This window comes from Synechococcus sp. WH 8016 (assembly GCF_000230675.1).
Lineage (GTDB): Bacteria > Cyanobacteriota > Cyanobacteriia > PCC-6307 > Cyanobiaceae > Synechococcus_C.
Map to the genome: position 1 here is coordinate 1 of NZ_AGIK01000004.1, position 24,611 is coordinate 24,611.

The 24,611-nt window shown below is 56.7% G+C and carries 25 protein-coding genes and 1 tRNA gene; 13 read left to right on the top strand and 13 right to left on the bottom strand.

Annotated elements, in window-relative coordinates:
- Positions 1 to 515 precede the first annotated feature (515 nt).
- The 4 genes from SYN8016DRAFT_RS09980 to SYN8016DRAFT_RS09995 all read right to left on the bottom strand — a co-directional run bounded on the left by SYN8016DRAFT_RS09980 (position 516) and on the right by SYN8016DRAFT_RS09995 (position 7,169).
- Positions 516 to 812, bottom strand: coding sequence for a hypothetical protein (locus tag SYN8016DRAFT_RS09980; RefSeq protein ID WP_141561478.1), 297 nt, complete (start codon positions 810 to 812; stop codon positions 516 to 518).
- Positions 813 to 1,219: 407 nt separating this feature from the next.
- On the bottom strand, positions 1,220 to 4,924 hold the full coding sequence (locus tag SYN8016DRAFT_RS09985) for a hydantoinase B/oxoprolinase family protein (protein ID WP_006854273.1): 3,705 nt from the start codon (positions 4,922 to 4,924) through the stop codon (positions 1,220 to 1,222).
- Between the two features lie 4 nt (positions 4,925 to 4,928).
- The gene (locus SYN8016DRAFT_RS09990) at positions 4,929 to 5,654 is read right to left on the bottom strand and encodes a glucosamine-6-phosphate deaminase (RefSeq protein WP_006854274.1); all 726 of its coding nucleotides are present in this window, start codon (positions 5,652 to 5,654) and stop codon (positions 4,929 to 4,931) included.
- A gap of 75 nt (positions 5,655 to 5,729) precedes the next feature.
- A complete protein-coding gene (locus SYN8016DRAFT_RS09995; protein WP_371212446.1) occupies positions 5,730 to 7,169 on the bottom strand; it encodes a SpoIID/LytB domain-containing protein in 1,440 nt (479 codons plus the stop codon).
- A gap of 121 nt (positions 7,170 to 7,290) precedes the next feature.
- On the opposite strand from SYN8016DRAFT_RS09995, the gene SYN8016DRAFT_RS10000 reads away from it, so the two are divergent.
- Together SYN8016DRAFT_RS10000 and psbV are read left to right on the top strand one after the other, a co-directional pair.
- Complete coding sequence (locus tag SYN8016DRAFT_RS10000) at positions 7,291 to 8,235, top strand: ribonuclease Z (RefSeq protein WP_006854276.1); 945 nt, start codon at positions 7,291 to 7,293, stop codon at positions 8,233 to 8,235.
- Between the two features lie 117 nt (positions 8,236 to 8,352).
- Entirely contained in the window at positions 8,353 to 8,865 is a 513-nt protein-coding gene (gene psbV / locus SYN8016DRAFT_RS10005) for a photosystem II cytochrome c-550 (protein ID WP_006854277.1), read from the top strand.
- Positions 8,866 to 8,916: 51 nt separating this feature from the next.
- Here the strand turns inward: psbV and SYN8016DRAFT_RS10010 are convergent, their stop codons facing one another.
- The 4 genes from SYN8016DRAFT_RS10010 to serA form a co-directional block, all read right to left on the bottom strand.
- The gene (locus tag SYN8016DRAFT_RS10010; RefSeq protein WP_006854278.1) at positions 8,917 to 9,339 is read right to left on the bottom strand and encodes a hypothetical protein; all 423 of its coding nucleotides are present in this window, start codon (positions 9,337 to 9,339) and stop codon (positions 8,917 to 8,919) included.
- Between the two features lie 103 nt (positions 9,340 to 9,442).
- Positions 9,443 to 9,742 (bottom strand): ferredoxin, encoded by a 300-nt coding sequence (locus SYN8016DRAFT_RS10015; RefSeq protein ID WP_006043345.1) that lies wholly within the window; start codon positions 9,740 to 9,742, stop codon positions 9,443 to 9,445.
- A gap of 141 nt (positions 9,743 to 9,883) precedes the next feature.
- Positions 9,884 to 10,777 carry a 50S ribosomal protein L11 methyltransferase gene (gene prmA / locus SYN8016DRAFT_RS10020; RefSeq protein WP_006854279.1) on the bottom strand — a complete coding sequence of 298 codons (894 nt, stop codon included), beginning with the start codon at positions 10,775 to 10,777 and terminating at the stop codon, positions 9,884 to 9,886.
- On the bottom strand, positions 10,777 to 12,363 hold the full coding sequence (gene serA, locus SYN8016DRAFT_RS10025) for a phosphoglycerate dehydrogenase (protein ID WP_006854280.1): 1,587 nt from the start codon (positions 12,361 to 12,363) through the stop codon (positions 10,777 to 10,779). Before serA ends, prmA begins: the two co-directional genes overlap by 1 nt.
- Positions 12,364 to 12,509: 146 nt before the next feature.
- On the opposite strand from serA, the gene SYN8016DRAFT_RS10030 reads away from it, so the two are divergent.
- The 6 genes from SYN8016DRAFT_RS10030 to SYN8016DRAFT_RS10060 all read left to right on the top strand — a co-directional run bounded on the left by SYN8016DRAFT_RS10030 (position 12,510) and on the right by SYN8016DRAFT_RS10060 (position 17,443).
- On the top strand, positions 12,510 to 13,067 hold the full coding sequence (locus SYN8016DRAFT_RS10030) for a hypothetical protein (RefSeq protein WP_006854281.1): 558 nt from the start codon (positions 12,510 to 12,512) through the stop codon (positions 13,065 to 13,067).
- On the top strand, positions 13,064 to 13,843 hold the full coding sequence (locus SYN8016DRAFT_RS10035; protein ID WP_038014432.1) for a photosystem II S4 domain protein: 780 nt from the start codon (positions 13,064 to 13,066) through the stop codon (positions 13,841 to 13,843). The genes SYN8016DRAFT_RS10030 and SYN8016DRAFT_RS10035 overlap by 4 nt, the downstream gene beginning before the upstream one ends.
- Before the next feature lie 96 nt (positions 13,844 to 13,939).
- A tRNA-Val gene (locus SYN8016DRAFT_RS10040) sits at positions 13,940 to 14,011 on the top strand.
- Between the two features lie 27 nt (positions 14,012 to 14,038).
- The gene (gene murD / locus SYN8016DRAFT_RS10045) at positions 14,039 to 15,439 is read left to right on the top strand and encodes a UDP-N-acetylmuramoyl-L-alanine--D-glutamate ligase (protein ID WP_006854283.1); all 1,401 of its coding nucleotides are present in this window, start codon (positions 14,039 to 14,041) and stop codon (positions 15,437 to 15,439) included.
- Between the two features lie 779 nt (positions 15,440 to 16,218).
- Complete coding sequence (locus SYN8016DRAFT_RS10055) at positions 16,219 to 16,689, top strand: EVE domain-containing protein (protein ID WP_006854285.1); 471 nt, start codon at positions 16,219 to 16,221, stop codon at positions 16,687 to 16,689.
- Positions 16,673 to 17,443, top strand: a complete 771-nt coding sequence (locus tag SYN8016DRAFT_RS10060) for a hypothetical protein (protein WP_038014434.1) — start codon at positions 16,673 to 16,675, stop codon at positions 17,441 to 17,443. Before SYN8016DRAFT_RS10055 ends, SYN8016DRAFT_RS10060 begins: the two co-directional genes overlap by 17 nt.
- Here the strand turns inward: SYN8016DRAFT_RS10060 and SYN8016DRAFT_RS14575 are convergent.
- The 4 genes from SYN8016DRAFT_RS14575 to SYN8016DRAFT_RS10080 all read right to left on the bottom strand — a co-directional run bounded on the left by SYN8016DRAFT_RS14575 (position 17,395) and on the right by SYN8016DRAFT_RS10080 (position 18,930).
- Entirely contained in the window at positions 17,395 to 17,712 is a 318-nt protein-coding gene (locus SYN8016DRAFT_RS14575; protein ID WP_006854287.1) for a DUF2811 domain-containing protein, read from the bottom strand. The genes SYN8016DRAFT_RS10060 and SYN8016DRAFT_RS14575 overlap by 49 nt on opposite strands.
- Positions 17,713 to 18,026: 314 nt before the next feature.
- Positions 18,027 to 18,395: a DUF1818 family protein gene (locus SYN8016DRAFT_RS10070; protein WP_006854288.1), complete on the bottom strand. Its 369-nt coding sequence runs from the start codon at positions 18,393 to 18,395 to the stop codon at positions 18,027 to 18,029.
- Positions 18,392 to 18,619 carry a DNA-directed RNA polymerase subunit omega gene (locus SYN8016DRAFT_RS10075; RefSeq protein ID WP_011620178.1) on the bottom strand — a complete coding sequence of 76 codons (228 nt, stop codon included), beginning with the start codon at positions 18,617 to 18,619 and terminating at the stop codon, positions 18,392 to 18,394. Before SYN8016DRAFT_RS10075 ends, SYN8016DRAFT_RS10070 begins: the two co-directional genes overlap by 4 nt.
- Positions 18,620 to 18,645: 26 nt before the next feature.
- Positions 18,646 to 18,930, bottom strand: coding sequence for a hypothetical protein (locus SYN8016DRAFT_RS10080; RefSeq protein ID WP_006854290.1), 285 nt, complete (start codon positions 18,928 to 18,930; stop codon positions 18,646 to 18,648).
- Between the two features lie 39 nt (positions 18,931 to 18,969).
- Here SYN8016DRAFT_RS10080 and SYN8016DRAFT_RS10085 point away from each other — a divergent pair, with 39 nt between their 5' ends.
- The 3 genes from SYN8016DRAFT_RS10085 (at position 18,970) to SYN8016DRAFT_RS10095 (ending at position 21,792) form a co-directional block, all read left to right on the top strand.
- A complete protein-coding gene (locus SYN8016DRAFT_RS10085) occupies positions 18,970 to 20,601 on the top strand; it encodes an Hsp70 family protein (RefSeq protein WP_006854291.1) in 1,632 nt (543 codons plus the stop codon).
- 111 nt (positions 20,602 to 20,712) lie between these two features.
- Positions 20,713 to 21,519, top strand: coding sequence for a hypothetical protein (locus SYN8016DRAFT_RS10090; protein ID WP_006854292.1), 807 nt, complete (start codon positions 20,713 to 20,715; stop codon positions 21,517 to 21,519).
- 51 nt (positions 21,520 to 21,570) lie between these two features.
- Entirely contained in the window at positions 21,571 to 21,792 is a 222-nt protein-coding gene (locus SYN8016DRAFT_RS10095; protein ID WP_006854293.1) for a ferredoxin-thioredoxin reductase variable chain, read from the top strand.
- 11 nt (positions 21,793 to 21,803) lie between these two features.
- On the opposite strand, the gene pyrR is transcribed toward SYN8016DRAFT_RS10095, so the two are convergent.
- On the bottom strand, positions 21,804 to 22,373 hold the full coding sequence (gene pyrR / locus SYN8016DRAFT_RS10100) for a bifunctional pyr operon transcriptional regulator/uracil phosphoribosyltransferase PyrR (protein WP_006854294.1): 570 nt from the start codon (positions 22,371 to 22,373) through the stop codon (positions 21,804 to 21,806).
- A 146-nt stretch (positions 22,374 to 22,519) separates the two neighbouring features.
- On the opposite strand from pyrR, the gene gpmI reads away from it, so the two are divergent.
- Both gpmI and secG read left to right on the top strand, forming a co-directional pair.
- The gene (gene gpmI / locus SYN8016DRAFT_RS10105) at positions 22,520 to 24,151 is read left to right on the top strand and encodes a 2,3-bisphosphoglycerate-independent phosphoglycerate mutase (protein WP_006854295.1); all 1,632 of its coding nucleotides are present in this window, start codon (positions 22,520 to 22,522) and stop codon (positions 24,149 to 24,151) included.
- Between the two features lie 13 nt (positions 24,152 to 24,164).
- The gene (secG, locus tag SYN8016DRAFT_RS10110; protein WP_006854296.1) at positions 24,165 to 24,395 is read left to right on the top strand and encodes a preprotein translocase subunit SecG; all 231 of its coding nucleotides are present in this window, start codon (positions 24,165 to 24,167) and stop codon (positions 24,393 to 24,395) included.
- The last annotated feature ends 216 nt before the right edge of the window (positions 24,396 to 24,611 follow it).

Consider the following 24,611-nt stretch of genomic DNA (forward strand, 5'->3'; position numbering starts at 1 on the left):
CAGTTCACTGTTGTCGTTTCGAGGTTCACACTTCTCCGATACAGGTTCACTGGATATTGGTTAGCGATATGCATAAACGAGCGAGCTAGGCCGTCTCTTCCATCCGGGAGGGGCGGCCTCTCCGTTTTCCAGCACCGATCGAAACCATCAAAAAACGCAAAAACTAGCCTGCAAGCCCGGGCAATGTGTTGGCATCGATAGAAAAGGATTGATGACATCCTCCCCTTTGTGAAGATCCAAATCATCTGGCACTGCGCAAGCCAAGCTTTACTTCCTGCCCGTCAGCTCATCCCAGCTAACCGCATGCTCAACGTCTTCATTGCATTGATTCAATCGATGGCGGGGAATCTGACAACGATCAGAAAGAAGATACTGATCAGCAATCTCAGAGCAGCTCGATTTGAGCCTGCTTGGACCCATCTGCCTTGTATCAACAGAATCAGATCCATCACGACATTCATGAGGCGTCATACATTGAGAGAGAAGCAGGACGTTAAAAAATCACAAGCGAACCATCATCTTGTCGACTCGATCCCATCGTGATAATCATCTAACAGCAAAGAAATTCCATTGAAATAAGCGCACAATTCACCACGCATTTGCGCGTAATAACTTAGAGCCTCATTACTGAAGGCCTGGCCCATATCCTTCAAAAGGTTGCCAGTGAGCCTGTCCAAGGCCTGGTGGGAAACAACCAGATCGACATGGATCAAATCCCTTCTTTCATTCGAAGAGACTGGGTCATGACTTCCAGAGGCACAGCGAGGATTCGCCTCTATCAATTGCTGTCGAAACGCTTCAATTTCGCTCATCGGATCATGAACCCGTTGCTCCAGAAACATAGAACGCCTGTTTCCATCATCCTGGTTAATCCAGATACACAACAATGTGTTCGAGAACACGCATCACGCATCTACTCTTAATGACAAATCATTCGCTAGCTGAGCCCAATCCGCATCAATAGCTACAAAGCAGTTAAACGTCAAAATACTCATCCCTGAAATTTAGCATCATATTTAACCAGAAAAAAACGTCCAAGTAACATCCAATACTCCCCATCAGGATCACCCCAAATCATGGTTAATAGACAACAATTTTATAACCATGGAACTATTTGTTGGGATCTGCATCATTCCCTTTTTGAGCGCCCTCTTTATCCAAGCCGGTCAAAATGACGACACTGACGACCATGATTTCCTTTAGCCAAGAAGGTCCTTTCTTAGGCAACCGAAGAAGTTATTGAGTCTTTGATTGATTGCGTTGGTTCCGCTATTCCCCAGCCGCCACCACCAGGCGTTGCAATCCAAAGCCGATCACCGGCTTCAACCCTCTGCTCGAAACAACCTGATTGTTTCTGCCAGGGACCTCCCTGTTCACTCAACCAAGTCACCCCAAGAGCACCGGCCTCTCCACCAGCTAAACCAAATGGCGGCACCCGTCTAGAGCCAGACAGCAAAGCCACCGTCATCGGAGCAAGGAAACGAATCTGCCGCTCAAGCCCATCACCACCGCACCAGCGGCCTGTGCCTCCACTGCCTCGGCGCAGCTGAAAGCGTTCCAAACGCACTGGGAATCGCTGCTCGAGGATTTCCGGATCTGTGAGCCTGGAATTGGTCATGTGGGTTTGTACGCCGGATGACCCCTGGAAACCCGGACCGGCCCCGCCGCCTCCAGTGATCGTTTCGTAGTACTGGGATTGCTCATCTCCAAAGGTGAGGTTGTTCATGGTTCCCTGCGCCGCGGCCATCACTCCCATGGCTGCAAACAACAGGTTGCAGAGCGCCTGAGAGGTTTCCACATTGCCTGCCACCACGGCCGCTGGCGGGAGCGGATTCAACAACGATCCTTGCGGGACCACCAGGGTGAGCGGCTCAAAGCAGCCCGCATTCAGGGGGATCGATTCATCCACCAAGCAGCGCAGCACATACAACACAGCGGCTTTGGTCACCGCGAGCGGAGCATGAAAATTGTGCTCCCCCTGGGGACTCGTGCCCGTGAAATCCAGGCGCGCCGTCCTCGCTTGGTGGTCCACATGCACAGCAAGCTGCAAACGGCCGCCATGGTCTAACTCCACGCTGAACTGCTGGTCCGCCAAACGGCTGATCACACGACGCACCGTTTCCGCCGCATGGATTTGAACAAAACGCATATATCGACTGACGCGGGCAGCTCCCTCGCGCAGCATCAATTGTTCGAGATGGTTCACGCCGAGGCGGTTCGCCGCCACCTGAGCCTGTAAATCCGCCCAAAGCACATCGGGGGAGCGCGGCGGCTGCCGCTCTGCCTTCAAGATCGCGTTCCAGCCATCCCGATCCAAGACACCCCCACGCAGCAGTGACCAGTTGCGGAGCCGTAGGCCTTCCTCTCCGATCTCTTGACTGAAGGGAGGCATGGACCCAGGCGTGAGTCCCCCGACATCGGCGTGATGTCCGCGACAAGCGACGTAATAACTCGGCCGTTCCTCCTCACCAAAGACAGGGGTCATCGCCGTGATGTCCGGAAGATGGGTTCCTCCGTGATAGGGGTCATTGCTGAGCACTGTTTCGCCCGGCTCCAGCGGCGGACGCTCTCCGCGCCGGATCTGATTCAACAGGTCCAGCACCGCCTCACCCATGGATCCCAAATGAACGGGGATATGGGGAGCATTGGCAACCAAGGCCCCGTTGTGATCGAACAACGCGCAAGAGAAGTCCAGCCGCTCGCGGATGTTCACAGAGCGGCTCGTCTGCCGAAGCCGCTCCCCCATCTGCTCAGCAATCACCATGAAGCGGTGATGAAACAGGCTCAGATCCACCGGGTCTGGAACATCAACCACCTGATCCCGCGCTGACCTTGGAACCGGAAGCTCCTCACCGGTGAGGAGCAAGCTTCCAGCCGAGTCACAGCAGGCTGACCAGCCAGGTTCGAGCACGGTGCAACCCGTGGCATCAAGAATTAAAGCTGGACCCTGCAAAGGCTCACGCAACAAAGCATCGGAACGCTGCAGCACCGGAACCTCCTGCCAGCCCAGCCCAGGCCAGTGAATGGTGGCTGTTTTGCTGAGAGCTTCCGGCAGCGACCGTGGCTCTGAAGCCATCTTGCTGTCGTCCTGAAGGCGGGCGGGTGCCGTAAACACTTCAACCTCCAACCGCTCCACGATCAAGGCGGTGGTGCGGGGAGGCTTGTAGCCAAAGCGCTGAGCATGGGCTTGGTCAAAATCAGCTTCCAACTGTGAGAGTTGCAAGGTGGGTGCGAGCTCAGCGATCGGGATCAGCAAGCCACGTTCTGACGCAGCATCCCGAAGCTCCAGCCGAATGCGCCGCTCAAATTGAGACGCATGACCTGCACCCGCTGCCTCCAGCTTTTCCTCTGCAACCTCCAACTCCTGGCGCATCATTCCAGGAAGGGACGTCAACAATTCCGCGTCAAGGGCACCCCGCACCACCACCTGACGCCATTCCCGCAGGCGCGCCTGACCCAGGCCAAAAGCCGACAAAACGCCCGCGAGGGGATGGATCAACACTTGGCGGAGACCCAACACTCCCGCCACTCGGCACGCCAATTGCCCGGCCGCTCCGCCATAGGCCACCAGAGCTCCAGCACGAATGTCATGACCCCGCAGCAACGACACCTGCTGAATCGCACCAGCCATCGTTTCCACGGCCAGGTCAAGCGCCCCCTCCGCAAGCGACTCAGGATCGCGTCCCAATTGGCCAGCAAGCGCCTCAAAGCGCTTGCGCACCACCTCCAGATCCGGACGCAAATCAGCCGCCGGACCAAACACAGCGGGGAAGGCCTCCACCTGTAAACGACCCAAATAAAGATGAGCGTCGGTAATGGTTAGGGGGCCACCACAGCGGTAGCAAGCGGGTCCAGGGTTTGCGCCCGCTGAGCGAGGACCCACCTGCAAACGATCGCCATCGGTATCAATGATCGAGCCCCCACCTGCGGCGACGGTCTGGATCGGAAGTCGCGCAGCAGACAACTCGAGGCCGGCAATTTTGGTCTCCGCACTGCGCTCCCAGTCCTTGTCGGAGGCTCCTGCTGGCAAACAAAACACATCGGTGCTGGTGCCACCCATGTCCACACCAACAAGCGCCTGACCTGCCAAACCAGCAGCCTCTGCTGCGGCAACCGCCCCGACCATGCCTCCCGCGGGCCCAGAAAGAATCGTGTCCTTCGCCAACAGTTGATCAAGACCTTGCAAGGCGCCACTGGAGGTCATCACCCGCAGGCGTGTCTGCCCTCCAAGGGACTGCATCACTTGCTGGAGATAACGAAAGAGCACCTGTTCCACCGCCGCCTCAACGACGGTGGTCTCAGACCGAGGAACCAAGCGCGGCAATGGGCTCACCTGGTGGGAGCAAACCACCGTGGTGAAGCCCACCGATCGGGCGAATGCTGCCAGTCGCCTCTCATGGCTTGGCTCACGCCAGGCATGCATCAGGGCAATGGCGCAGGCCTTGATACCGGCACTCCGATGAGCGCGGAGCCGCGTCTCCAGCTCGGCATCGAGGCAAAGCGGTTCTACCTCTTCCCCCTCGGCATTCAATCGCCCTCTGGCTTCAACAACCGCCACGGCCAGCGACGTCCGAACTGGAATCTCTAGAGCGAACAGATCAGGGCGATGCTGATCACCAATCAACAACAAATTCGCCAGACCCTGGTTGGTGATCAACAGAACTGGCTCCCCTGCCCCCTCAAGCAGGGCATTGGTCGCCACGGTTGTCCCCAAGCGCACCTCCTGGATCAAACCCGGCGGAATCTGAGCTGCCGCAGGCAAACCCATCAGCTCTCGAATGGCACGAACAGCGGGATCACCACAATCGCTCGCTTGCTCTGAGAGCACTTTGCGAACCACAAGCTCACCACTGGGGGCGCGACCAACGAGATCCGTGAAGGTTCCGCCTCGATCAATCCAAAAGTTCCATTGGGTCGCCGTCATCGGTTCACGGCCCTTCCTCACCCCATGCCGCATCGTCCACCCACAACCAAAGCCTTGGGTGACGCCGTAGCCAGCTGGCCGGCACCTCTGGATCACCATCACGATCCAAAGCCTTGCGCAGGATTCCCGCCTTGGATGCACCCGTCACGATCAGGTGAAGTTCATCAGCCGCCAAGATCTCTTGAAGGCCAAGGGTGATCGCTTGCTCAGGCACCAACCCCGGACGTCCCTGGAACGCAGAGGCATTTTGAGATCGCGTGCTGGAGCTGAGCCTGACCACGCGACAACGCACCTCTGGACCGCAGGGAGGCTCGTTGAATCCCACATGGCCATTGCTGCCCAATCCCAACAGCTGCAAGCCAATCCCCCCGGCGCTACGGATCGCGGCTGCATAGCGATCAGCGGCTGCTTCAGGGTCGGCAGTCGCTCCATCTGGCAGCGAAACCTGAGCAGGGTCCAGGCCTAGAGGCCCCACCAGGTGATGTCCCATGAAGGCGGAGAAAGAGCTGGGATGCTCCGCTGCCAAACCCACATATTCATCAAGGTTGAAACTGCGCCAGTGCTGACGCAAAAGCTGTAGTCGATCCGTAGGCCAATCCCTTAAACGAGAGACCAAGGCGGCATAGAGGGGCTCCATGGTGCGTCCAGTCGCCAAACCGAGGGGCCGAAACGCCTCTGACTGAAGAGAGGCCAGCAAGCGTTGCTCAAGCTGATCAACCACAGCCTCCATGAGCTGCAGCGGATTGCGCCTGCGAATGATCGTGGTCGTGTCCGAGATCTTGAGCACGATGAACGGCCATTGTCATCAACCCCACCAGGCTGACTCTGAACGGAGCCGAAGCGCCACTGCTGGGTCATCACTGGGTCGATAGGGGCGAATCTCTGCACCGCGGTAGTAATGCAGAAGAATCTGACGAAAATCAGCGCCTTGAAGAGCCAAACCATGGGCTCCCCACTGACTCATTCCAACCCCGTGTCCAAAGCCTTGACCACGGGCTTCGAGCACCAGCTCACCCTCCTTGACATCAAGACGGGGACGGTTGAAGGCTGAAGGGCTGCGTTGGGGCAGTGGTGGCGGTGGTGGTGGCAGGAGAGACGCCAGTCGACTCGGGGGGCTGGATGTGGTGGCAGGACCCGTGTTGTCAGCACCACTCGCAGAGTCCTGCCACAGGCCGATCAGAGGCGGAGCTGCTTGAGAGCCGGATTGTGAGGCTGTCCGAGACGTTGTCCGAGTAGCTATGTGAGTCGATGCCGTTGGAGGCTCGACCGAGCCATTGATGAGCTCGAATTGAACCATCGTGCTTTTGAGACCGAGACGCTTGCGAAGCTCCCTCCCCGTTAGCACCAAAGAGCCTCGTGGACCCTGCACACGCGCCGAACGCACCCGCCCCGTCGAGCTTTTCTTGAGCACCTGCAAGCGCTTGACACCTCCAGTTTCACGGAAGAGATCGCGCAGCTGATCGTCATCAAACCGTTTGTTCCAGCGATGCACCGGACTGTGTTGATCGTGATCCGCAACGCTGACCAGATAGGGAAGTTGACTGCGCCAAACCTCACCACTGGGTTCCGTTGCACCACCAGAGCTGCTGTGAAACACAGCGTTAATCAGCCGGCCGGCATGGACTAAAACCAACGAGCGCGTGCTTTCCACAGCTTCGATTGTGCTGGGGGTTTCGGATTCAACCCCGCGGTAAACCTGGCTAGAGACGGTGGCCTTGACATCAAAGTCTCCTGTCTTCCCGCGCTGCCTGAGGGCATAGGTGCGCGCCGCAACCGCCTGCGCTTGCAAGGCCGGCAATGGCCACTTATGGGGCATTTCACTCCCCACAACACTGGCTAAATAGGTCTCAATCCCAATGTGATTCACCACCTGCACCTGGCCGCCACGCACTAAAAACTGCAACCGGCCGCGATAACGGCGAGAGCCGAGCCAGATGCCGCGGGGATCATCGCTTTGCACCTCGATCGCAGAGCCAGCCGACAGGGAGCGAGACGAGCCGTCACTCATCTGACCACTGATCTTGAGGCGCCCGGATCTCAGACTGACCTCCATCGAGCGCATGCGTTGATCGCCACGGCCCAGACCTCGCACCAAGAAAGGCTGATCTGCATCAGCGCGCAGACGCACCACCGAGGCTTGTGACAACAGCACGCGCATCGACGGCTCCTGTGCCGCCTGCACAACCCGCTGCTCGAAGCTGACCGCCATCACAGCAATCGGCATGGCCAAGGCAGCAGTCAGCACAGGAAAAAACGCTGACGTACGTGTGAGCACTGCAAGCTGAAACCAGGCAGCTCAGTGTGACCTGATGATTCGGAAGCGGCTAGGTCCCCGTGGCAGATTTGATGGCTCAGCGCGTTAAAACGTGCAGGTCACCTTTCTTGGAACCAGTTCAGGCGTGCCCACCAGGGGGCGCAATGTTTCGTCTGTGGCACTGCGTTTGCCGCAGAGATCGGAGCTGTGGTTGTTCGATTGCGGAGAGGGAACCCAACATCAATTTTTGCGTTGCGATTTGCGCCTCTCTCAACTGAGGAGAGTGTTCATCACCCACATGCATGGCGACCATGTCTTCGGACTGCCTGGGCTGCTGGCGAGTTTGGGGCTGGGCGGCACAAGCAATGGAGTGGATCTCTACGGACCTGATCCTTTGGATGCGTATCTCCAAGGGGTTCTGCGCACGAGTTCAACCCGCATCGGCTATCCGCTGGCGATCCATCGCGTTCGCGAAGCGGCTGAACAACACACCGTTGTGTTCGAAGACGACGATCTGATCGTGACCGCGGCCCCCCTCAACCATCGCGTTCCGGCCTACGCCTATCGAGCCGAACAAAAGCCAAGAGCAGGGCGTTTTGACATCGACAAAGCGAGAGAGCTCCAGATCCCGCCAGGGCCTGTGTACGCCGCCCTAAAGCGCGGTGAGTCGGTCACGTTGGAGGACGGTCGAACCATCGATGGCCGGACCTTATGCGGGCCAGAACAACCGGGTGTGAGCGTTGTGTATTGCACCGACACCGTCTTCTGCGAAGCAGCGGTGCAGCTGGCTCAGGGAGCCGACCTGCTGATCCATGAATCGACCTTCTCCCACGCCGAAGCCGACATGGCTTTCAAAAGGCAACACTCCACCAGCACCATGGCGGCGCAGACCGCTGCTGAAGCCGGCGTCAAGCAGTTAGCGCTGACCCACCTCAGCCCGCGCTATGCCCCTGGAAACGCAGTCACCGCAGACGATTTGGTGGCAGAAGCCAGGGCCATTTTTCCTAACACGATTTTGGCCAAGGATTTCCTCAATGTGGACGTCCATCCCTCTTAATCCGTGGGCGCGCGCTGCAACAGTTCGTGATCACTAGACCCTTAAGGGGCTCATCCGCATCCCACCCCGTGATACAAGGACTTGGTGCGCTGTCTACGTCAGTCTCTGACATCTTTCATGGCCTCTATTTTCTCCAAATTGCGTCGATCCTTGAATCGACTGTTGATCGCCCTGCCAGTGCTGCTTGGACTGTTGATCAGCGCCCCCGCCCAGGCCGCCCAGTGGGATGCCGAGATCCTCACGGTGCCAGCTGACGGCGATGGCGCCCTGGTCACCTTCAGTGAGCAGGAAATCAAGACAGGGCGGAAGGTGTTCAACGTCAGCTGCGGCACCTGCCACGCCGGCGGCATCACCAAAACCAACCAGAATGTGGGCCTGGATACTGAAACGCTTGCGCTGGCCACTCCAGCCCGTGACAACGTCGCGTCTCTAGTGGATTACCTCCAAGACCCCACGTCCTACGACGGGGAATACAGCATCGCCGATTTGCATCCCAGCATGCGCAGTCGCGATCTTTATCCCGCCATGCGCGATCTCACCGATGAAGATCTCCGCCTGATGTCCGGATACATCCTGGTGGCCCCCAAAGTCTTGGGTGTCGAATGGGGCGGCGGCAAGATCTACTTCTAACGCCCAAACAAGATCCCAATCGCTCAGCCTGCTCTTCGGAGCAGGCTTTTTTTATGGCGTGTCCACCGTGAAAAGCTCTGATCGAGAAGGCTTGGCAGGTGAATCATTGTCAGCAGCCATGGACTTTGGTTGACGGCTGTACCACCACTCCTGCAACTCAGGCGTCAAGCGCATCGAAAAGAGCGTCAGGAGCGTGGCCGTAGGGCGAGAGCCCGGCTGAAGCAACTCCACCGAGTAGGAAGGGCAGCGCCTGGAAGCAAGATCTGGAACAAACCGGCGACCCACCCGACGCCAACTCGGCTCTTTGCTACGCCAAGCCAAGCGACAACAGGGCCAGGGCAGCTCCTCACGATCAAACAGACGACAACAGGGTCCAATCACCCGAAAGCTGTACTGTCCGCCTGGACTGGCATGCACCGTTCCGTGCTCCAGCAGTGCCTGTACATCAGAACGCAGGGCAGGAACAGGTGTCACAGGGATGATCAAGCGCTTAGAGCCGTCATCACATTAAAAAGCCACCCCGAGGGGTGGCAGAACGATCGCTCGGATGGGCGACCTCAGCTCGAAGCTGCAGAGCTCAATACAGCTCTTCTTCAGCGTGAGTTTTGATGGTGCAATCTGAAGTGGGGTAGGCCACACAGGTCAGAACGAAACCAGCTTCGATCTGGTCGTCGTCAAGGAAGCTCTGGTCGGACTGATCAACGGTGCCTGCAGTGATTTTGCCTGCGCACGTGGAGCAAGCGCCTGCACGGCAGGAGTAGGGAAGATCGATGCCTTGCTCCTCAGCAGCATCGAGGATGTACTGATCGTCAGGAACTTCGATGGTCTTGTTGAGGCCTTCGCTCTCGCTGACCAGGGTGACCTTATAAGAAGCCATGGATGGATGTAATGCGCAGAGATCGAATCGATCTGAACCTGCTGGACCGAACCCTTCTACATCGGACAGACGCCTTGATACGGGATTCATCAGGGTTTTCCGTCCAAGCCCAATCAAAGACGGAGCATTGATAAGAAGGGCTTATTGAATGAGTCGCTTGATTTCGAGCAAGCCCCAGCGTCCTTGTTCCCCGATTGGCCTTGCCTGCCAGCCGCATTCAGCCAAAACCTCAATCAGCCGAGGCGCCTGATCCACCAACAAACCACTCAGCAGTCCGCGGCCTGTGGACTTGAGCACCGAAGCGAACTGCGGGGCTAAAGCTTCGATCACCGGAGCAAGAATGTTGCAGAGAAGCAAATCCGCCTCCTCTCCGTTCAACAGGGCCGCAAGCGCATCGATCGATCCATGGCTGACGCGCAGTTGTTCGGCTTTCAAAGCGTTGAGGCCAGCGTTGTCTGTGGTCGCCCGAACCGCCAATGAGTCGGTATCAGCCGCCAACACCTCACGTGCGCCAAGGGCCAAGGAAGCCAAGCCCAACACTCCACTCCCACAGCCCAAATCGGCCACCCGCTGATCGCGTGGAGGCATCGCCTCAAGCGCTTCAAGGCAGAGGCGGGTGGTGGGATGACTGCCGGTTCCAAAAGCACTTCCAGGGTCCATCTTCAAGACCAAGCGGTGGGCGTGCTCTTCAGGGACCTGCAGCCATGCCGGAAGGATCAACAAGCGCTGACCCACGGGATCTGGCTGCCAATGCTTTTTCCAACTAAGACTCCAGTCTTCGTCGGCCAACTCCTCCCAAAGCGGCTCTGCCAAGGCCAGTCCGAACGTGTCCGCCATCGGGCGAAGGCTGTTCAGCAACTGGTCACGTTGGTCTTGCGGCCACTCCGACGCTGGCAGCCATGCCAGCAACGTGCGCTGGTCTGGCGACTCTGGGGCATGTTGAACGGCCAAGCGATGCAGCCCAAGGGACTCCAGCTTCCAAAGCAAGGACTCCTCAAGGACGGGAGGCAGGGGCAGGGAAAGGCGCCACCACATCACAGCGTGACGGGATGGGCTTCCTGAATGCCGTTAATGCTGTGAATGGTGGTCAACAGAGCGGGAGGAATCGGGTCATCAATGCTGAGAACCATCACGGCATCCCCACGCACGATGCGACGCCCCACCTGCATGGAAGCGATGTTGACGTTGTGCTCACCAAGCAGGGAGCCGAGGTGACCAATGATGCCTGGCATATCGCGGTGCCTGGTGAACAGCATGTGACGGCTTGGAGGAACATTCACGGGGAATTCATCAATGCTGGTCACGCGTAAATCACCATCTGCAAACACCGCACCGGTCACGCTGTGACCTCCCTGACCACCGCGAGTGGTGAGCTGCAGAGACCCACCCGCAAAATCACGGCTGGCATCATCTTTAATTTCCAGCACATGAATGCCGCGGCCCTTGGCCTCCAGCGATGCATTCACGTAGTTGATCCGATCTCCCAGTGCCGTGCTGAGCAAGCCCTTCAGAGCCGCCACTACCAGGGGTTGTGAGGGGTGGCTGGCGAATTCGCCTTGCAAACGCACCTCCAACTCCTGAATCTGCCCACCACTGAGTTGGCTCACGAGCAAACCGAGGGTTTCGGCCAGCTGGAGATGGGGCTTGAGGCGCTCCATGATCTCGGCACTGAGGCCTGGGATATTCACGGCGCTGCGGGCAGGCAGTCCCAGCAACACATCACGAATTTGTTCGGCGACATCAACCGCCACATTTTCTTGAGCCTCTTCCGTGGACGCTCCGAGATGAGGGGTCAACACAAGCCCTCGCTCCACAGCGCGCAGAGGGGAGTCTTGAGCTAGCGGTTCAGATGCAAACACATCCAGACCGGCCCCAGCGATCACTCCGGATTCAATCGCTTCCGCGATCGCCGGCTCATCAACAATTCCGCCACGAGCACAATTCACAATCCGTGCCGTGCTTTTCATCGTGCGCAACAGCTCGGCATTGACCAGATTTTCCGTATCCGGCGTGCGCGGAATATGCAGGGTGATGTAATCGGCCTGCTGGAACAGGGCTTCCAACGTGGTGAGCCGCACCTGCATCTGCTGAGCACGTTCTGCAGAGATGAACGGATCAAAGGCGATCACCTCCATACCCATCGCTTTGGCGACGCGAGCGACGTGGGAGCCGATTTTGCCCAACCCCACCACGCCAAGCGTTTTTTTATAGAGCTCATTCCCCACATATTTTTTGCGATCCCAGGCTCCAGACCGCATCGAACCATGGGCTTGGGGCACGTGACGAGACACCGACAGCAACATCGCAAGCGCATGCTCCGCCGCGGCGATCGTGTTGCCCTCGGGTGAATTCACCACCAACACCCCGCGCTGCGTCGCCGCAGGCACATCCACATTGTCGACCCCCACACCCGCACGGCCGATGATCCGCAACCGATCAGCAGCCTCAATCACATCCGCTGTGACCTGGGTGCCCGAACGGATCATCAGGGCGTCGTAATCGCCAATGATCGATTTGAGTTCTTCCGGTGACAACCCAATGCGCTGATCGACTTGAGCCACTTGGCCAAGGATGTCGAGCCCCGCCTGATCAATGGGGTCTGAAACGAGAACTTTTGTCATCCAGCGGCGGGAGAGAGCCACCACTAACTGTAGAGATCAGCCAGAACGGTCTTTTCCAAGTGTTTTCCAGCCCAAACAGTTCCAAGAGAATCGGCTCCAAGAGCAACTGTTCCGAGAGAGAATGAAAGCTCGGCTGCTGTTGTTTCATGCCCGTTTGCGTTCTGGTTCTCAATGAGCGCACTGCTGCCGACCGTCTTCGCCTGTCGCTCCAAGAGTTAGGCACGCCATTGCTTCGCGTCGCCCTCGTCGCACCCGCCCCCGGGAAAGGCGCCGAGCCACAGCAGCAAGAATCCGCCTCCGATTCTGATCTCCCTGCTGAGGCGATGGACGATGTGGATCTGCTCAACCCCAATCTGGCCCGCAGTCGCCGGCAAAAGTCGATGGCACGCTGGTTGATGCCCTTCGGGTTTTTCGCCGGCGCCACCTTCACCCAGATCACCACGCTCGATACGTTTGCGAGCTTTGGTCCCTGGGGTGCAGCCTTCATCGGGGGATTATTGGGCATGGGGTCCGGCCTGATGGGCAGCTATGCCGCCGCCGCCAGCGTGCCGTCGGAAAACGAGGATGGCGTAAGAATCCTGCGCAATCGACACCTCGAAGGCTGCTGGCTCCTGCTTCTAGAAACGAGGCCCGGGTTGGAATTGCCTTGGCAAACCGTCCAAAAGGCACGTCCCCAGCAAGTGGTTCGGCTCAGCGAACTATGAGCCTCCCTCGCGACGCGCTGCTTCGGTCCTGCAGGCATCCCACAACGATGGCCGCCTTAATCGACATTGCGGAAGACGTTCTGAAGACCTGGCAACCCCGCTGGAGTCCTTTTCTCTCAGCCCTCATGTTGGAAGATGCCAATCAGCTCGGGGCCCTGGCAGAACTGAAAATCAGCCGTGATGGCGGCTACCCAGGAGCCGAGCGAAAACGGTTGCTCATCCAACATGCGACGTCCCCAGAGCCTGAGCCCCCTTGTCCTTTGGCTGGTCTCAACGTGGAGGGAAACTTCCTGTTCGACCCAACCTCACCCGACGAGATGCGCCTGGCCCTGCAAGGCATCGGGGTGGATGAAGCGGCTCTCGGTGATCTATGGATCCGTGGAGACAGAGGTGCTCAGGCCATTTGCACACCGGAGGCCGCGGCCCTGCTGCAAGGCCAGCGAGGCAGCGTTCGCGAGGTGATGATCGCCTGCGAATCTTGGCCACTCGAGGCCCTGCAATGGCCTGTTCAGCGCGTTGCTCGCCGCTTGAGCAGCGTTGAAGCTTCATGCCGTCTTGATGCCATTGCCTCTGCCGGCTTTGGCATCTCTCGCTCAAAGGTCGTGAAACAAATTAAGGACGGGCGGTTGCGCCTCAACTGGGAACCGGTGCGGCTGGCAAGTCGCGATTTAAAAGTGGGAGACCGCCTGCAACTTCAAGAGAGAGGCAGCATCGAGGTCATGAACATCGAACGCACGAAACGGGAGCGATGGCGCGTTGACATCCTCCGCCAATAAGTGGAGCGAATTTTGAGGGCACTCCAACTGCTAACTTCAGTGCCTGGTTGAGCCATTTATCAACCACCCGTCTCAAAGGACAAATTTGAGAGCTGGGGGCGATTAGCTCAGAGGTAGAGCACTACCTTGACACGGTAGGGGTCACTGGTTCGATTCCAGTATCGCCCACTTCCCTTTAGGGACAGGAGTTGGACAATGGCATGCAGCTTGATCGTGGGGCTTGGCCGCTCCGGGGTCGGCGCAGCGCGCCTTCTTCATGCCCAAGGTCATCAGGTTGTTGTTCTCGAAAGGGATAACGGTCCCGAACAACAGTCCAAAGCCCAACAACTAAAAGATCAAGGCATCCAAACCGAGTTGGGATGCCATCTGGAATTTTCCAGCTTTCAACCGTGGCTAGATCAAGTGGAGCAAGTGGTGATTAGCCCGGGGATCCCCTGGGACCATCCCACCTTGATGCAGCTACGCGACCACGGCGTGACGGTGAGAGGTGAAATGGCCGTGGCTTGGCAAGCCCTTCGCCATTGCCCTTGGATTGGAGTCACAGGCACCAATGGCAAAACCACTGTGACGCACTTGCTGCATCACGTTCTCAACCAAGCGGGACTGCATGCGCCGATGGCAGGGAATGTGGGCCATTCCGCCGCCGAATTAGGGCTGCAATGCATGGATCCATCCCAAACCAAACCGGATTGGATCGTGATGGAGATGAGTAGCTACCAAATTGAATCGGCGAATGAAGTAAGACCAACCATCGGCATTTGGACCACGCTGACGCCCGACCATTTGGAACGGCACGGGTCCATGGATGCCTATCGAGACATCAAACAAGGCCTGCTTCAACGCTCCAAGCATGCCGTTCTCAATGCCGACGACACTGACCTAAAGAGCAGGCAGGCCCACTGGCCAGATGCCCAATGGGTTAGCTCTGCACAAACGAACCATGAGCCATTCAATCTTGAGCTTTGGGTGAATCCAGAAGGTTTCGTTTGCAATAAAAAAGGTGCCCTCTTTCCAGCCAATGCTCTGGCCATGCCTGGCGAACACAACCGCCAAAACATGCTGCTAGTAACAGCAGCTGCCTTGCAAGCTGGATTAGAGCCGCAAGCGATTGAGCGTGGCTTGCGCAGTTTCCCTGGAGTGCCCCATCGCCTAGAGAATCTGGGATCGCTCCACGGAATGAACGTCTTCAACGACAGCAAAGCGACGAATTACGACGCGGCTGCCGTTGCACTTCAAGCCGTACCAGGCCCAATCATTTTGCTTGCCGGTGGACTGTCTAAACAAGGCGATGCCAGTGGATGGCTGCAATTGCTACAAGACAAGGTTTGCTCCATCGCCCTATTCGGAAGTGATCGAGATGTTTTATCGGGCCTGATTCGTGACTTCGGCTATACAGGAAACGTGACATCGCACTCCACCATGACGGATGCCGTGACGGCAGCGGTTGAGAACGGGAAAAATGGGAATGCCGCCTCTCTGCTGTTATCACCCGCCTGCGCAAGCTTTGATCAATACAAGGATTTTGAAGCCCGCGGCAATCACTTTAGGGAGATGATTGAGCAATACTCTCTTAGCCCATCAACGCGAGCAAACTAAGCCCATACGAGGGATTTGCCTGGCAAATCCATAGCCTTCTAAATCAAGGTCGTCAGGATCAAGGCCTGCTAGAAAGCTTTTAAAAAATATTTACTAAGACAGTGAAGACCCTATCCATTCAAAGTCCAGACAACCCAGAATTCAGCTCCTGCGATCCTTTCTCAGCACAGCAAACAATTCGCCTGAAAATCCAGGCAAGCGCCAGGCCCATTCCCTAAATTCGTTGAATGAAGATATCAAAACGCCTTCTACCCTTCACCCTCTTTATCTTCTTGGTGTCTTGCAACACCAAGGGAGCCAAAGATCAACAGACTTGCTCTCTTTACAACGCTGACAAAATTGACGCCGTCGAAGCTCTCGAACGCTTAGGGCTTCAACCCAACAAGAACGGACAGAGGTTTGAGCCAGTTGAAACAACCTGTGCTTCCTTCAAGAATTCTCCTTGAAAGGGCGAAAAGCCCTTCTTCCGAGCAAGACAGATCCCTCTCCTCCAAGCAGACGGACTCGAGCAAAATGAGGGAGATAATGATGATCGTCCCTCTTTTACTTAAAGCCATTTCACCTGTCAGATAAAGCCACTAGTCAATCAACAACACAAGAAGGTAGAGATATTCAATCAATGCATTCCCAAGAATAGGGCCGCGTGCGCAAGAAGCCACGCTGGCTTGATCAGCACGAGCAGCTAAAGTCGATTGACTCCTAGGGCAATCTTCAAAGAATGCCGCGCCTACGATCTCAGTAATGCACCCCCATCATCCCGCCTCCTCAAACTTTTCATCATGACCAAAGCCTCCTACTGGCTCATGAAGAGCGAGCCAAATGTTTACGGCATTGAACACTTAAGGGATGAGAAAGTTACACTATGGGATGGGATTAGAAACTACCAAGCCCGAAACTTTATGCGCAAGATGAAGGTCGGAGATCAAGCCTTTTTCTATCACTCCAATTGCAAACCTCCAGGAATTGTAGGTCTCATGGAAGTTACAGAAACGGGCCTTGTCGATCCAACGCAGTTTGATGCCAGCTCTAAGTATCACGATCCAGCCTCTAAGCAAGAGACTCCACGCTGGGATTGCGTGAAACTTGCCTATCGCGGCCAGTTTTCTGACATGCTGACCCTTGATGATCTTCGTGAGTCATACCAAGCAGACCAGCTAACCGTCGTTCGTCGCGGAAATCGCTTGTCCATTCTTCCGGTTGACACAGAAATCGCGATGGATTTATTAAAGAGACTTGGACCACTTCAATGATCCGCTCGGAAACATTTCTACTGAGCGACTGCCGATTGCCACCATTATTCCAAGGGCCTGGATTGGCTTCAGGAAAGCGCCCTGGACCTTCATCGGACTGACAGCATTGATGCTGATCAGCCTGATGGGCTTAGGGGTGATCGCACGAGATCTCCAACTCAGCAGCAATCGTTTCCTTCAATACACGGGTGATCTTGTGCTCGTGATGGCGGCCCTTGTTCCGCTCGCTCCCCTTTTGGCGCTGCTGCAGCTGGCAGACGAACACTTACCAGGGGGATTGGATCGAGACCCAGAGCAACCCGCGGCAAGACGCCGTTTTTTTTGGCTTTTAAAACAGACCTGCGGCCTCGTGGTTCTAGAGGTCCTCATCGGCATTGGAGGGATCAGCTCGATTCGTCTTTTGAGTCAATTTTTGGCCCCCCACAGCGGTGTTCTTGCCAGCTTGGCCTTCCTGTTGGGTGGTGTCGGCATCGCCATCTGGCTGATTGGTCAACTTCTCTCCATTCCGTTGCTGATCCATCACGGCTATCGGCCACTGCGAGCCATGGAGCACAGTCGCAAACTCGTTCAGGCCAATCGCCTCAAAGTCATGGCCTTGCTGGGACTTCTTCTAGGAATCAACTTGCTTGGCCTCATGGCCGCGAGCCTTGGGCTGCTCTTGAGTCTTCCGTTTAGCGCCCTCTTGTTGATGGCCAGTTGCCGGACTCAAACGCCTTGGCGAAGGGAGTCGCGACGAAACATTTTGCCGACGTAAAGGCGGGTGAGCTCTCTGGAATCCACCCCATTCTGAACAAGAAATCCCGCCAAAGCGGCCTGCACGAGTCGGTACTGATCCCAATTCGGACAACGCTCAATAAAGTCCGCCATGGCCTGGTGCAAAGGCAGGGGCATCTCAGCTTGAAAACTGACAATGTCCTCACCCTGGATGGGCTCAGGCATTGCTTGAGCCACACCAACTGCAACGGACTCAACAACCTGATCAGTCACCAATTGGCCTTGAATCACTCCTCGCTCCCTCTTCATGGCGACCCGAATCTATGGCCTGTTCTCCACAATCACAAGGGGCCGTCAACAGAGGTCGCGAAGGCCATTGCCAACCACTCCGCCCCTGCGGCTTAGGCCAAAAAGCAGTCCAAGACAGGAGTTTTTCCTTCTCCAGGGGGTCCACTTACCGCACTCGGGCGATAGCACACAATCTCCAAAACCGAAGTTTTTCCACAGGGGAAAGGCCTCAACTCAAAAACAGCCAGCGAGCCTGTGGAAAAGCTGTGCAATGGGGCTGTTCCAACGTGGAGAAATCAATCAAACCTGATTGATCAGACCAGCTAATACAATCTTCAATCCCAAACCGTTCTCAACGCAGCCAGGAAAGCTTGAGCCGCTGGAGCAGGCCAAGCGCCCTCGAGCCCTCGACTCTGCAGCCCCTTGCCTTGAAGCACCACACGCAGCCCCCAGTGGTCACGGGTGCCATCAAGGCACCCCCACCACTCCTGCTGTTCCAGCTCCAAGGTGATGGATTCTTCCTCCATCAACTGATCAGAAATCAGCTTGTGTTGATGGTCGAGCTCAACAAGAAGGGCCTGCAGCCCCTTCACTTCCATCTCAGTAAGCTCGACAGCCCAAGATTCCCCTCCGATCAGGAAGGGAAAGCCCTCACGGCTGAAATCACGGGCGAGACGCCAGCCAGGCCCCTCCTCTTGGATCATCCAGGCAGGAGATCAGGCTGATCCTGCTCATCGGAAAGCTCAACGATTGCGCGATGAACCGGCTTCACACTGGATTCCTCTAGGAGCCCGTCGAAGTCGTCAAAACGTCGCTGCTTGGCGCGAAAAGCGATTTTGACTGTTGTCAGATAACGGTTGGTGGACTGACGAATCAAGCTCTCACCACGCTTCGCGAGGTCCTTTGAGTCCACACCTGCAGAAATCATTCCCATCTAGTCATCGACACTTCACTCTATGTGAGCAAATCGCTGTGAAACGGAACCTGCATGGGATAAGCGCGTTGGGGACGACCCGGCACTCGCAAAACGATCTGGCGGCCTAACCCCATCGCGAGGAGTGGACGTCTGAGGTGCGTCATCAAACCACTCACCTCTTCAAGGTGCTTCCCATCCATGCACTCAATACGAATGCATCCCCAACTACGGGACATCCGGCAATCACGTAACGGTTCCAACTCAGCTTCAATCTCTGGATCCTCCCTATAGAAGGAAAACACCAAGCGGCTCAACCGATCCATTGCTAGGCCCCGTAGCCTTAACTCCTTATCAAGATGGCCATGGCTGAGGATCAGCCCCTAAAGGACGAACAAAACCTTCATCTTTCTGTTCAAGGAACACTGGCCATCGACCTTGGGAGCACCAATACGGTGGTGGCCTTTCACGATGGCAGCGCCTCCCCCCCCCAACTCCTCGATCTCGCCCCGATCAGTCAACGACCGGGGGAAGTCCCGAGCCTCATCTGGAGCAACGCTCTTTCCAACCATCAGCCTCTCGTTGGCCGGCAAGTCCTCGACAGCGGACTCTCCGATGGCACATCCCCGGAACTTCATCGCGACTTCAAGCGCTGGATCGGCGTCTTGGACAAATCCGACCTTCCAGTCCATCCCCTCAGCCCTGAGCAAGCTGGCGAGATTCTTTTGCACCAGATCTGGAAAAGCCTGCCCACGACCGTGTCGGTGAAGCGTCTGGTGCTCACAGCTCCAGTGGATCAGGCGCTTGGTTATCGCCAATGGCTGTTGCAGGCCTGCACGATCCTTCCGGTTGACGAGGTGGCTCTCGTGGATGAGCCAACAGCCGCGGCCATGGGCGCAGGACTGCCTGCAGGCTCCAAGTTGTTGGTGGTGGATCTAGGCGGAGGCACGTTGGACCTCTCCCTTGTCGCCTTAGAAGGTGGGGAAGGAAGGGCAGCTCCCATCGCTCAGCTGCTGCGCTTTCGGGGGCGAGACCTTAAAAACAGCAAGCAAACGCTGCGCTCGGCAAGGGTCTTAGGGAAAGCAGGCATCGCCTTGGGTGGCAGGGATCTCGATCACTGGATCTTGGATCACCTTTTTCCAAACGATCCGGATCTAATTCTGAGAAGTCAGACGAGCCTTCTGAATGCGGCTGAACGCTTGAAATGCCGCCTGAGCAGCCCTGATGTCGGAAATGAGGAGACCCTCAGCGAGTTAGCGAGCAGCATCGACCTCGCGCAACCCATCACCTTGTCGCTCAATCGCAACCAACTCCACGCGCTGTTTGAGCGCCGGGGATTGATCAAGGTTCTTGAAGGGCTGCTCGATCGCACATTGGCCTCGGCCCGCCAGCAAGGCTGCAGACCGGAAGACCTCAACGCCGTCGTCGCCGTTGGAGGAGGAGCCCATCTTCCTCTGGTGCGCCAATGGTTATCAGAGACGATGCAGCCGGTGCCATTGCTGACGCCACCACCCGTTCAAGCCGTGGCCACTGGTGCTCTCAATCTCACGCCGGGGGTAAGGATCAGAGATCTCCTCCAAAAAGGCGTGTATTTGCGCTGCTGGGATCGTCGCAGTCGTGCCCATCACTGGCATCCCTTATTTCTGAGTGGCCAACCATGGCCCTCGCTTCAACCCTTAGTGCTGAACCTGAGCGCAAGTCGCAGCCATCAACAGGACATTGAGCTCGTGCTCGGTGAGCCCCAGGGCGAGCGGCGTCACGAAGTGGTGTTCGTTGGAGGGCTTCCCACGATTCGGGACAACAGCAACGTTCCAGACACCATTCAGCCGCTTCCAAGCAAGACCATTCGTCTTCAACTCAATCCCGTTGGCCAACCAGGTGAAGACTGCCTACGCCTAGCTTTTCAACTTGATGACGATGCGCAACTTGTGATGAGCGGGGAAGATTTAAGAACCGGTTTGGCCATCGAACCCTGCACTCTGATAACTGTGCAGTGAACGGTCCGTCCACATAGCGTTGAGAGTCCTTTCTCCCCTCCATAGAAAGGAGTTTCTCTAAAGAGGCTTTGGACTTTGGCGCTGCGTCGCCACCTGCCACGTTTTTGGATCATGGCGACCCTTGGTGGAGTCGCAGCACTTTGTGCTGGAGCTTATTTATGGGAGCAACAGCTGCCGCGGAAATTGAGTCGGGCGCTAGCAGCTAACGACCTGCCTGCCTGCCTGCGCTACGGAGAACAATTAGCTGCCTTGCGTTGGCTCGGCCAGAAAGCGCCCGAAGAGCTTGCCGTGTGTCGACGCAGACTCGCTCAACAAACCTGGGATCAGGCTGATCCAGGTCGAGCTCTGCTCCTTCAAGAGCAGCTCGTGAATTCAGGCGTTGGCTCTCCACAGCAAAAAGAACAAGATCAACAACAGCTCAAACGCTGGCGCGATCAGCTACGGGAACAGGCTCTCGCTCAATTTCGCGCTGGCAAGTTAAACGAGGCATTGACCATGCTTCAGCCGCTGGAGAAGCACGATGGACGCCCCGGAAGTCGCTTAAGTGACGGCTTGAAGGAGAGCTGGAATCGCAATCGCCTTCAGCTGGAACAGCTGAGAGAGCATGTGAACCAAGAACAATGGTGGGAGGCACTCAGCGCCCTCAACCAGCTCGATCATCCCTGGTGGCAACGCCAAGCCGAACCCATGCGTCAGGAAGTCGAGCAGGCCATTGACGATTTAAGGGACCAGAAAGAGCACCACAGCCACGGAGCCTTGCCGGCTCACACGGTGGCGAGAGATCAATTGAACGAGGCAGTGGATGCCCACATCCGCGAGGGCATGGCTCCTTGGGAGGCATTCATGGCCGGTTGCAGCGATCTAGGCGGCACCATCGTTGAGGACGGTCCTGAGACGCTCTGTCAGGCCAAGAATTAAGGCCTTGTTTTGACTTCCCGTGAGACAATCGCCTGACTTGAACCGATGTCCATGCAGCCGGGTGACAAGGTTGTCGTCTCCACCAGCGTTGTGGTTTTCAACCACCCCCAACATCGAGGAGAAAGTTTCGATATGGAAGGAAGTGAGGGAGAGGTTTTCCAGGTGCTCGACGATTGGAAGGGGCGTCCCATCAGCCCAACGCTTCCGATTGTCGTGGCTTTTGGTCGCTACAAGGCCCACTTCCGAGTTGACGAGCTAACCCCAGCCGGGTGAAGCAAGCCTGATCATTCAGGGTTGTTTTCATGAACGCGTCGAAGGAAAACTCCCTCCTCCCCATCCAAACCAAGCAGGCGCAGTTCAATCGTTTCCGATTGACGCGTCGGCACGACCCTGCCGCAAAAATCCGGATGGATTGGCAATTCGCGATGGCCTCGGTCCACCATGACCAGCAAGGACACTCGCCGTGGTCTGCCCCAGGCCTGGATGGCCTCCAAGGCGGCTCTCACGGTTCGCCCCGTAAAAACAACGTCATCCACGAGCACGACATCCCTTCCCTCCACGCTCACGGGCAGGTCGGTGGCCTGAACCATACGCACACCCACACGACCTAAATCGTCGCGATGAAATGTAGGGTCAAGAGTGCCGGTAGCCACAGCGTGACCGCTCTGATCTTGTAATGAGCGAGCAAGAACACCCGCCAATTGAACTCCGCGGGTTGGGATCCCCAGCAACACCAGAGATTCCACGTTGGGCACGGACTCCAACACCTGGGACGCCAGGCGCGTCACCGTTTTTCGCAGCTCATCCGCAGAGAGAATTTCAATCCGATCATTCCCAACGTCTCGATCTGCCATCGCTTTCTTTTAAGGCGATCAGTGTATGAACGATTTTCCCCAGCACGATCAGCTTTTGCAAACCTGCAAGGCACAAATCAGAAGCTTTTGGGCAGCAGGGAGGTAACTTGAATCTGTAGAGGGACTTAAGAACTGAGATTGACGGAGTGAACGTACCGAACAACCTCGAACAAAATCTTCCTCGCAACGCTCCCGTTGCACCTGTGGTTCTTGCGATCCTGGACGGCTGGGGAATTTGTGACTCCACTGAGCACAACGCCATCCGCAGCGCGTCAACTCCTGTCATCGATGCGCTCTGGCATGCCTATCCCCACGCCCTGATTGAAGCGAGCGGATCCCATGTGGGCCTTCCCGACGGTCAGATGGGCAATTCAGAAGTCGGGCATCTCACCATTGGAGCCGGTCGGATCATCCGGCAAGAGCTGGTGCGTATTAGTGAAACCGTGCGCGAACGCCGGCTTGGCAGCACCGCAGCGCTTCAAGCCGTGGCCGACCGTCTCCGCAGCACTGGTGGCACCCTGCATCTGCTCGGTCTCTGCTCCGATGGCGGCGTACACAGCCATGTTGACCACGTTTGCGGACTGCTCGAATGGGCGGCAGAAGAGGGGCTTAAGAACGTGGCCATCCACGCCATCACCGATGGACGAGACACGCCAACCCAAAGTGCACCGACACACCTGAGCAAAATCCAAGCCGCAATCAGCAGCCATGGAATTGGCCGAATTGCCAGTCTCTGCGGGCGCTACTGGGCGATGGATCGTGACCATCGCTGGGAGAGAACAGAGCGCGCCTATGCCCTCCTAACGGATCCTGACTTGGCCAGGACCGACGCTGAGCCCTTATCCGCACTGACCAGCAGCTACGACCAAGACATCACCGACGAATTCTTAGAACCCGTTCGCGTCTCCGACGATCCACTGCGAGATGGGGATGCGTTGCTGATGTTTAACTTCCGTCCAGACCGAGCCAGACAGATTGTTCAGGCGCTCACACTCCCGGAATTTGACGGTTTCAAGCGTGTGCATCAGCCAAAGCTGGATGTCGTGACGTTTACGCAATACGAAACGGATCTACCAGTCTCCGTTGTCTTCCCACCCGAATCCCTCGATCAGCTTCTCGGACAGGTGGTCGCAGATGCCGGCCTCAAGCAGTACCGCACAGCCGAAACGGAAAAATATCCCCATGTCACCTATTTCATGAACGGGGGAATTGAACAACCTCTTCAAGGCGAAAAGCGACATCTCGTCCCCTCTCCCCGGGTCGCCACCTACGACCAAGCTCCTGCGATGTCCGCAGACACGCTCACCGAAAGCTGCGTTGCCGCGATCCAGCAGGGTGAACACTCCCTGGTTGTCATCAACTATGCCAACCCCGACATGGTGGGCCATACCGGCATGATGGAAGCCGCTACGCAAGCGATTGAGACCGTTGATCGCTGCATCGGCAAGTTGCTGGATGCCGTTGGGCGAATGGGTGGCACCTTGCTAATCACGGCAGACCATGGAAACGCTGAGCGGATGCAAGGACCGGATGGTCAGGCCTGGACAGCACACACCACTAATCCCGTGCCGGTCATTTTGATCGAGGGAGAGAAACGCAAGGTCCCTGGATTCGGGAATTCGATTCGACTTCGAGAGAATGGGGGCCTAGCCGATATTGCGCCAACGCTTCTTCAGCTGCTCAATTTGGACAAACCCGAAGCCATGACGGGCATCTCCTTGATTGAACCGATCGAAGCCTCAGCTCCAGCAACGACCAAGCTGCCACAACCCGTTTAAGTAAGATCCATTCATGCTTACGACTGTTCTCTCCTGGGTCTGGATCGGCAGTGGTGCCGTTCTGATTCTTCTCGTTCTCCTGCACAGTCCCAAAGGGGATGGAATGGGAGGGATCGCGGCCAGTGGAAGTTCATCGTTCACCAGCTCTAGCAGTGCAGAAGCAACGCTGAATCGCATTACCTGGACAACACTTTCATTTTTCCTCGCACTCGCTGTGATTCTGAGCGCAGGCTGGCTTAGCTAACTCCTCGGCTGAATTTAATGTCATCCCGTCAATTCATCGTTCACGCACGCATGAATTGAGTCTTAAAAGACGAGTTAAAGACCATATATTTGGAACAAAATCCGCGTTGTTTTTAATTTTTTATTCGTCGGCTCAGCAGGTTTGCTTCAAAGAAGCGTGATGATGCCCTGGACCCTGCAGGTGGACATCATCACGAGAGGAATCAAGACAGCTGCC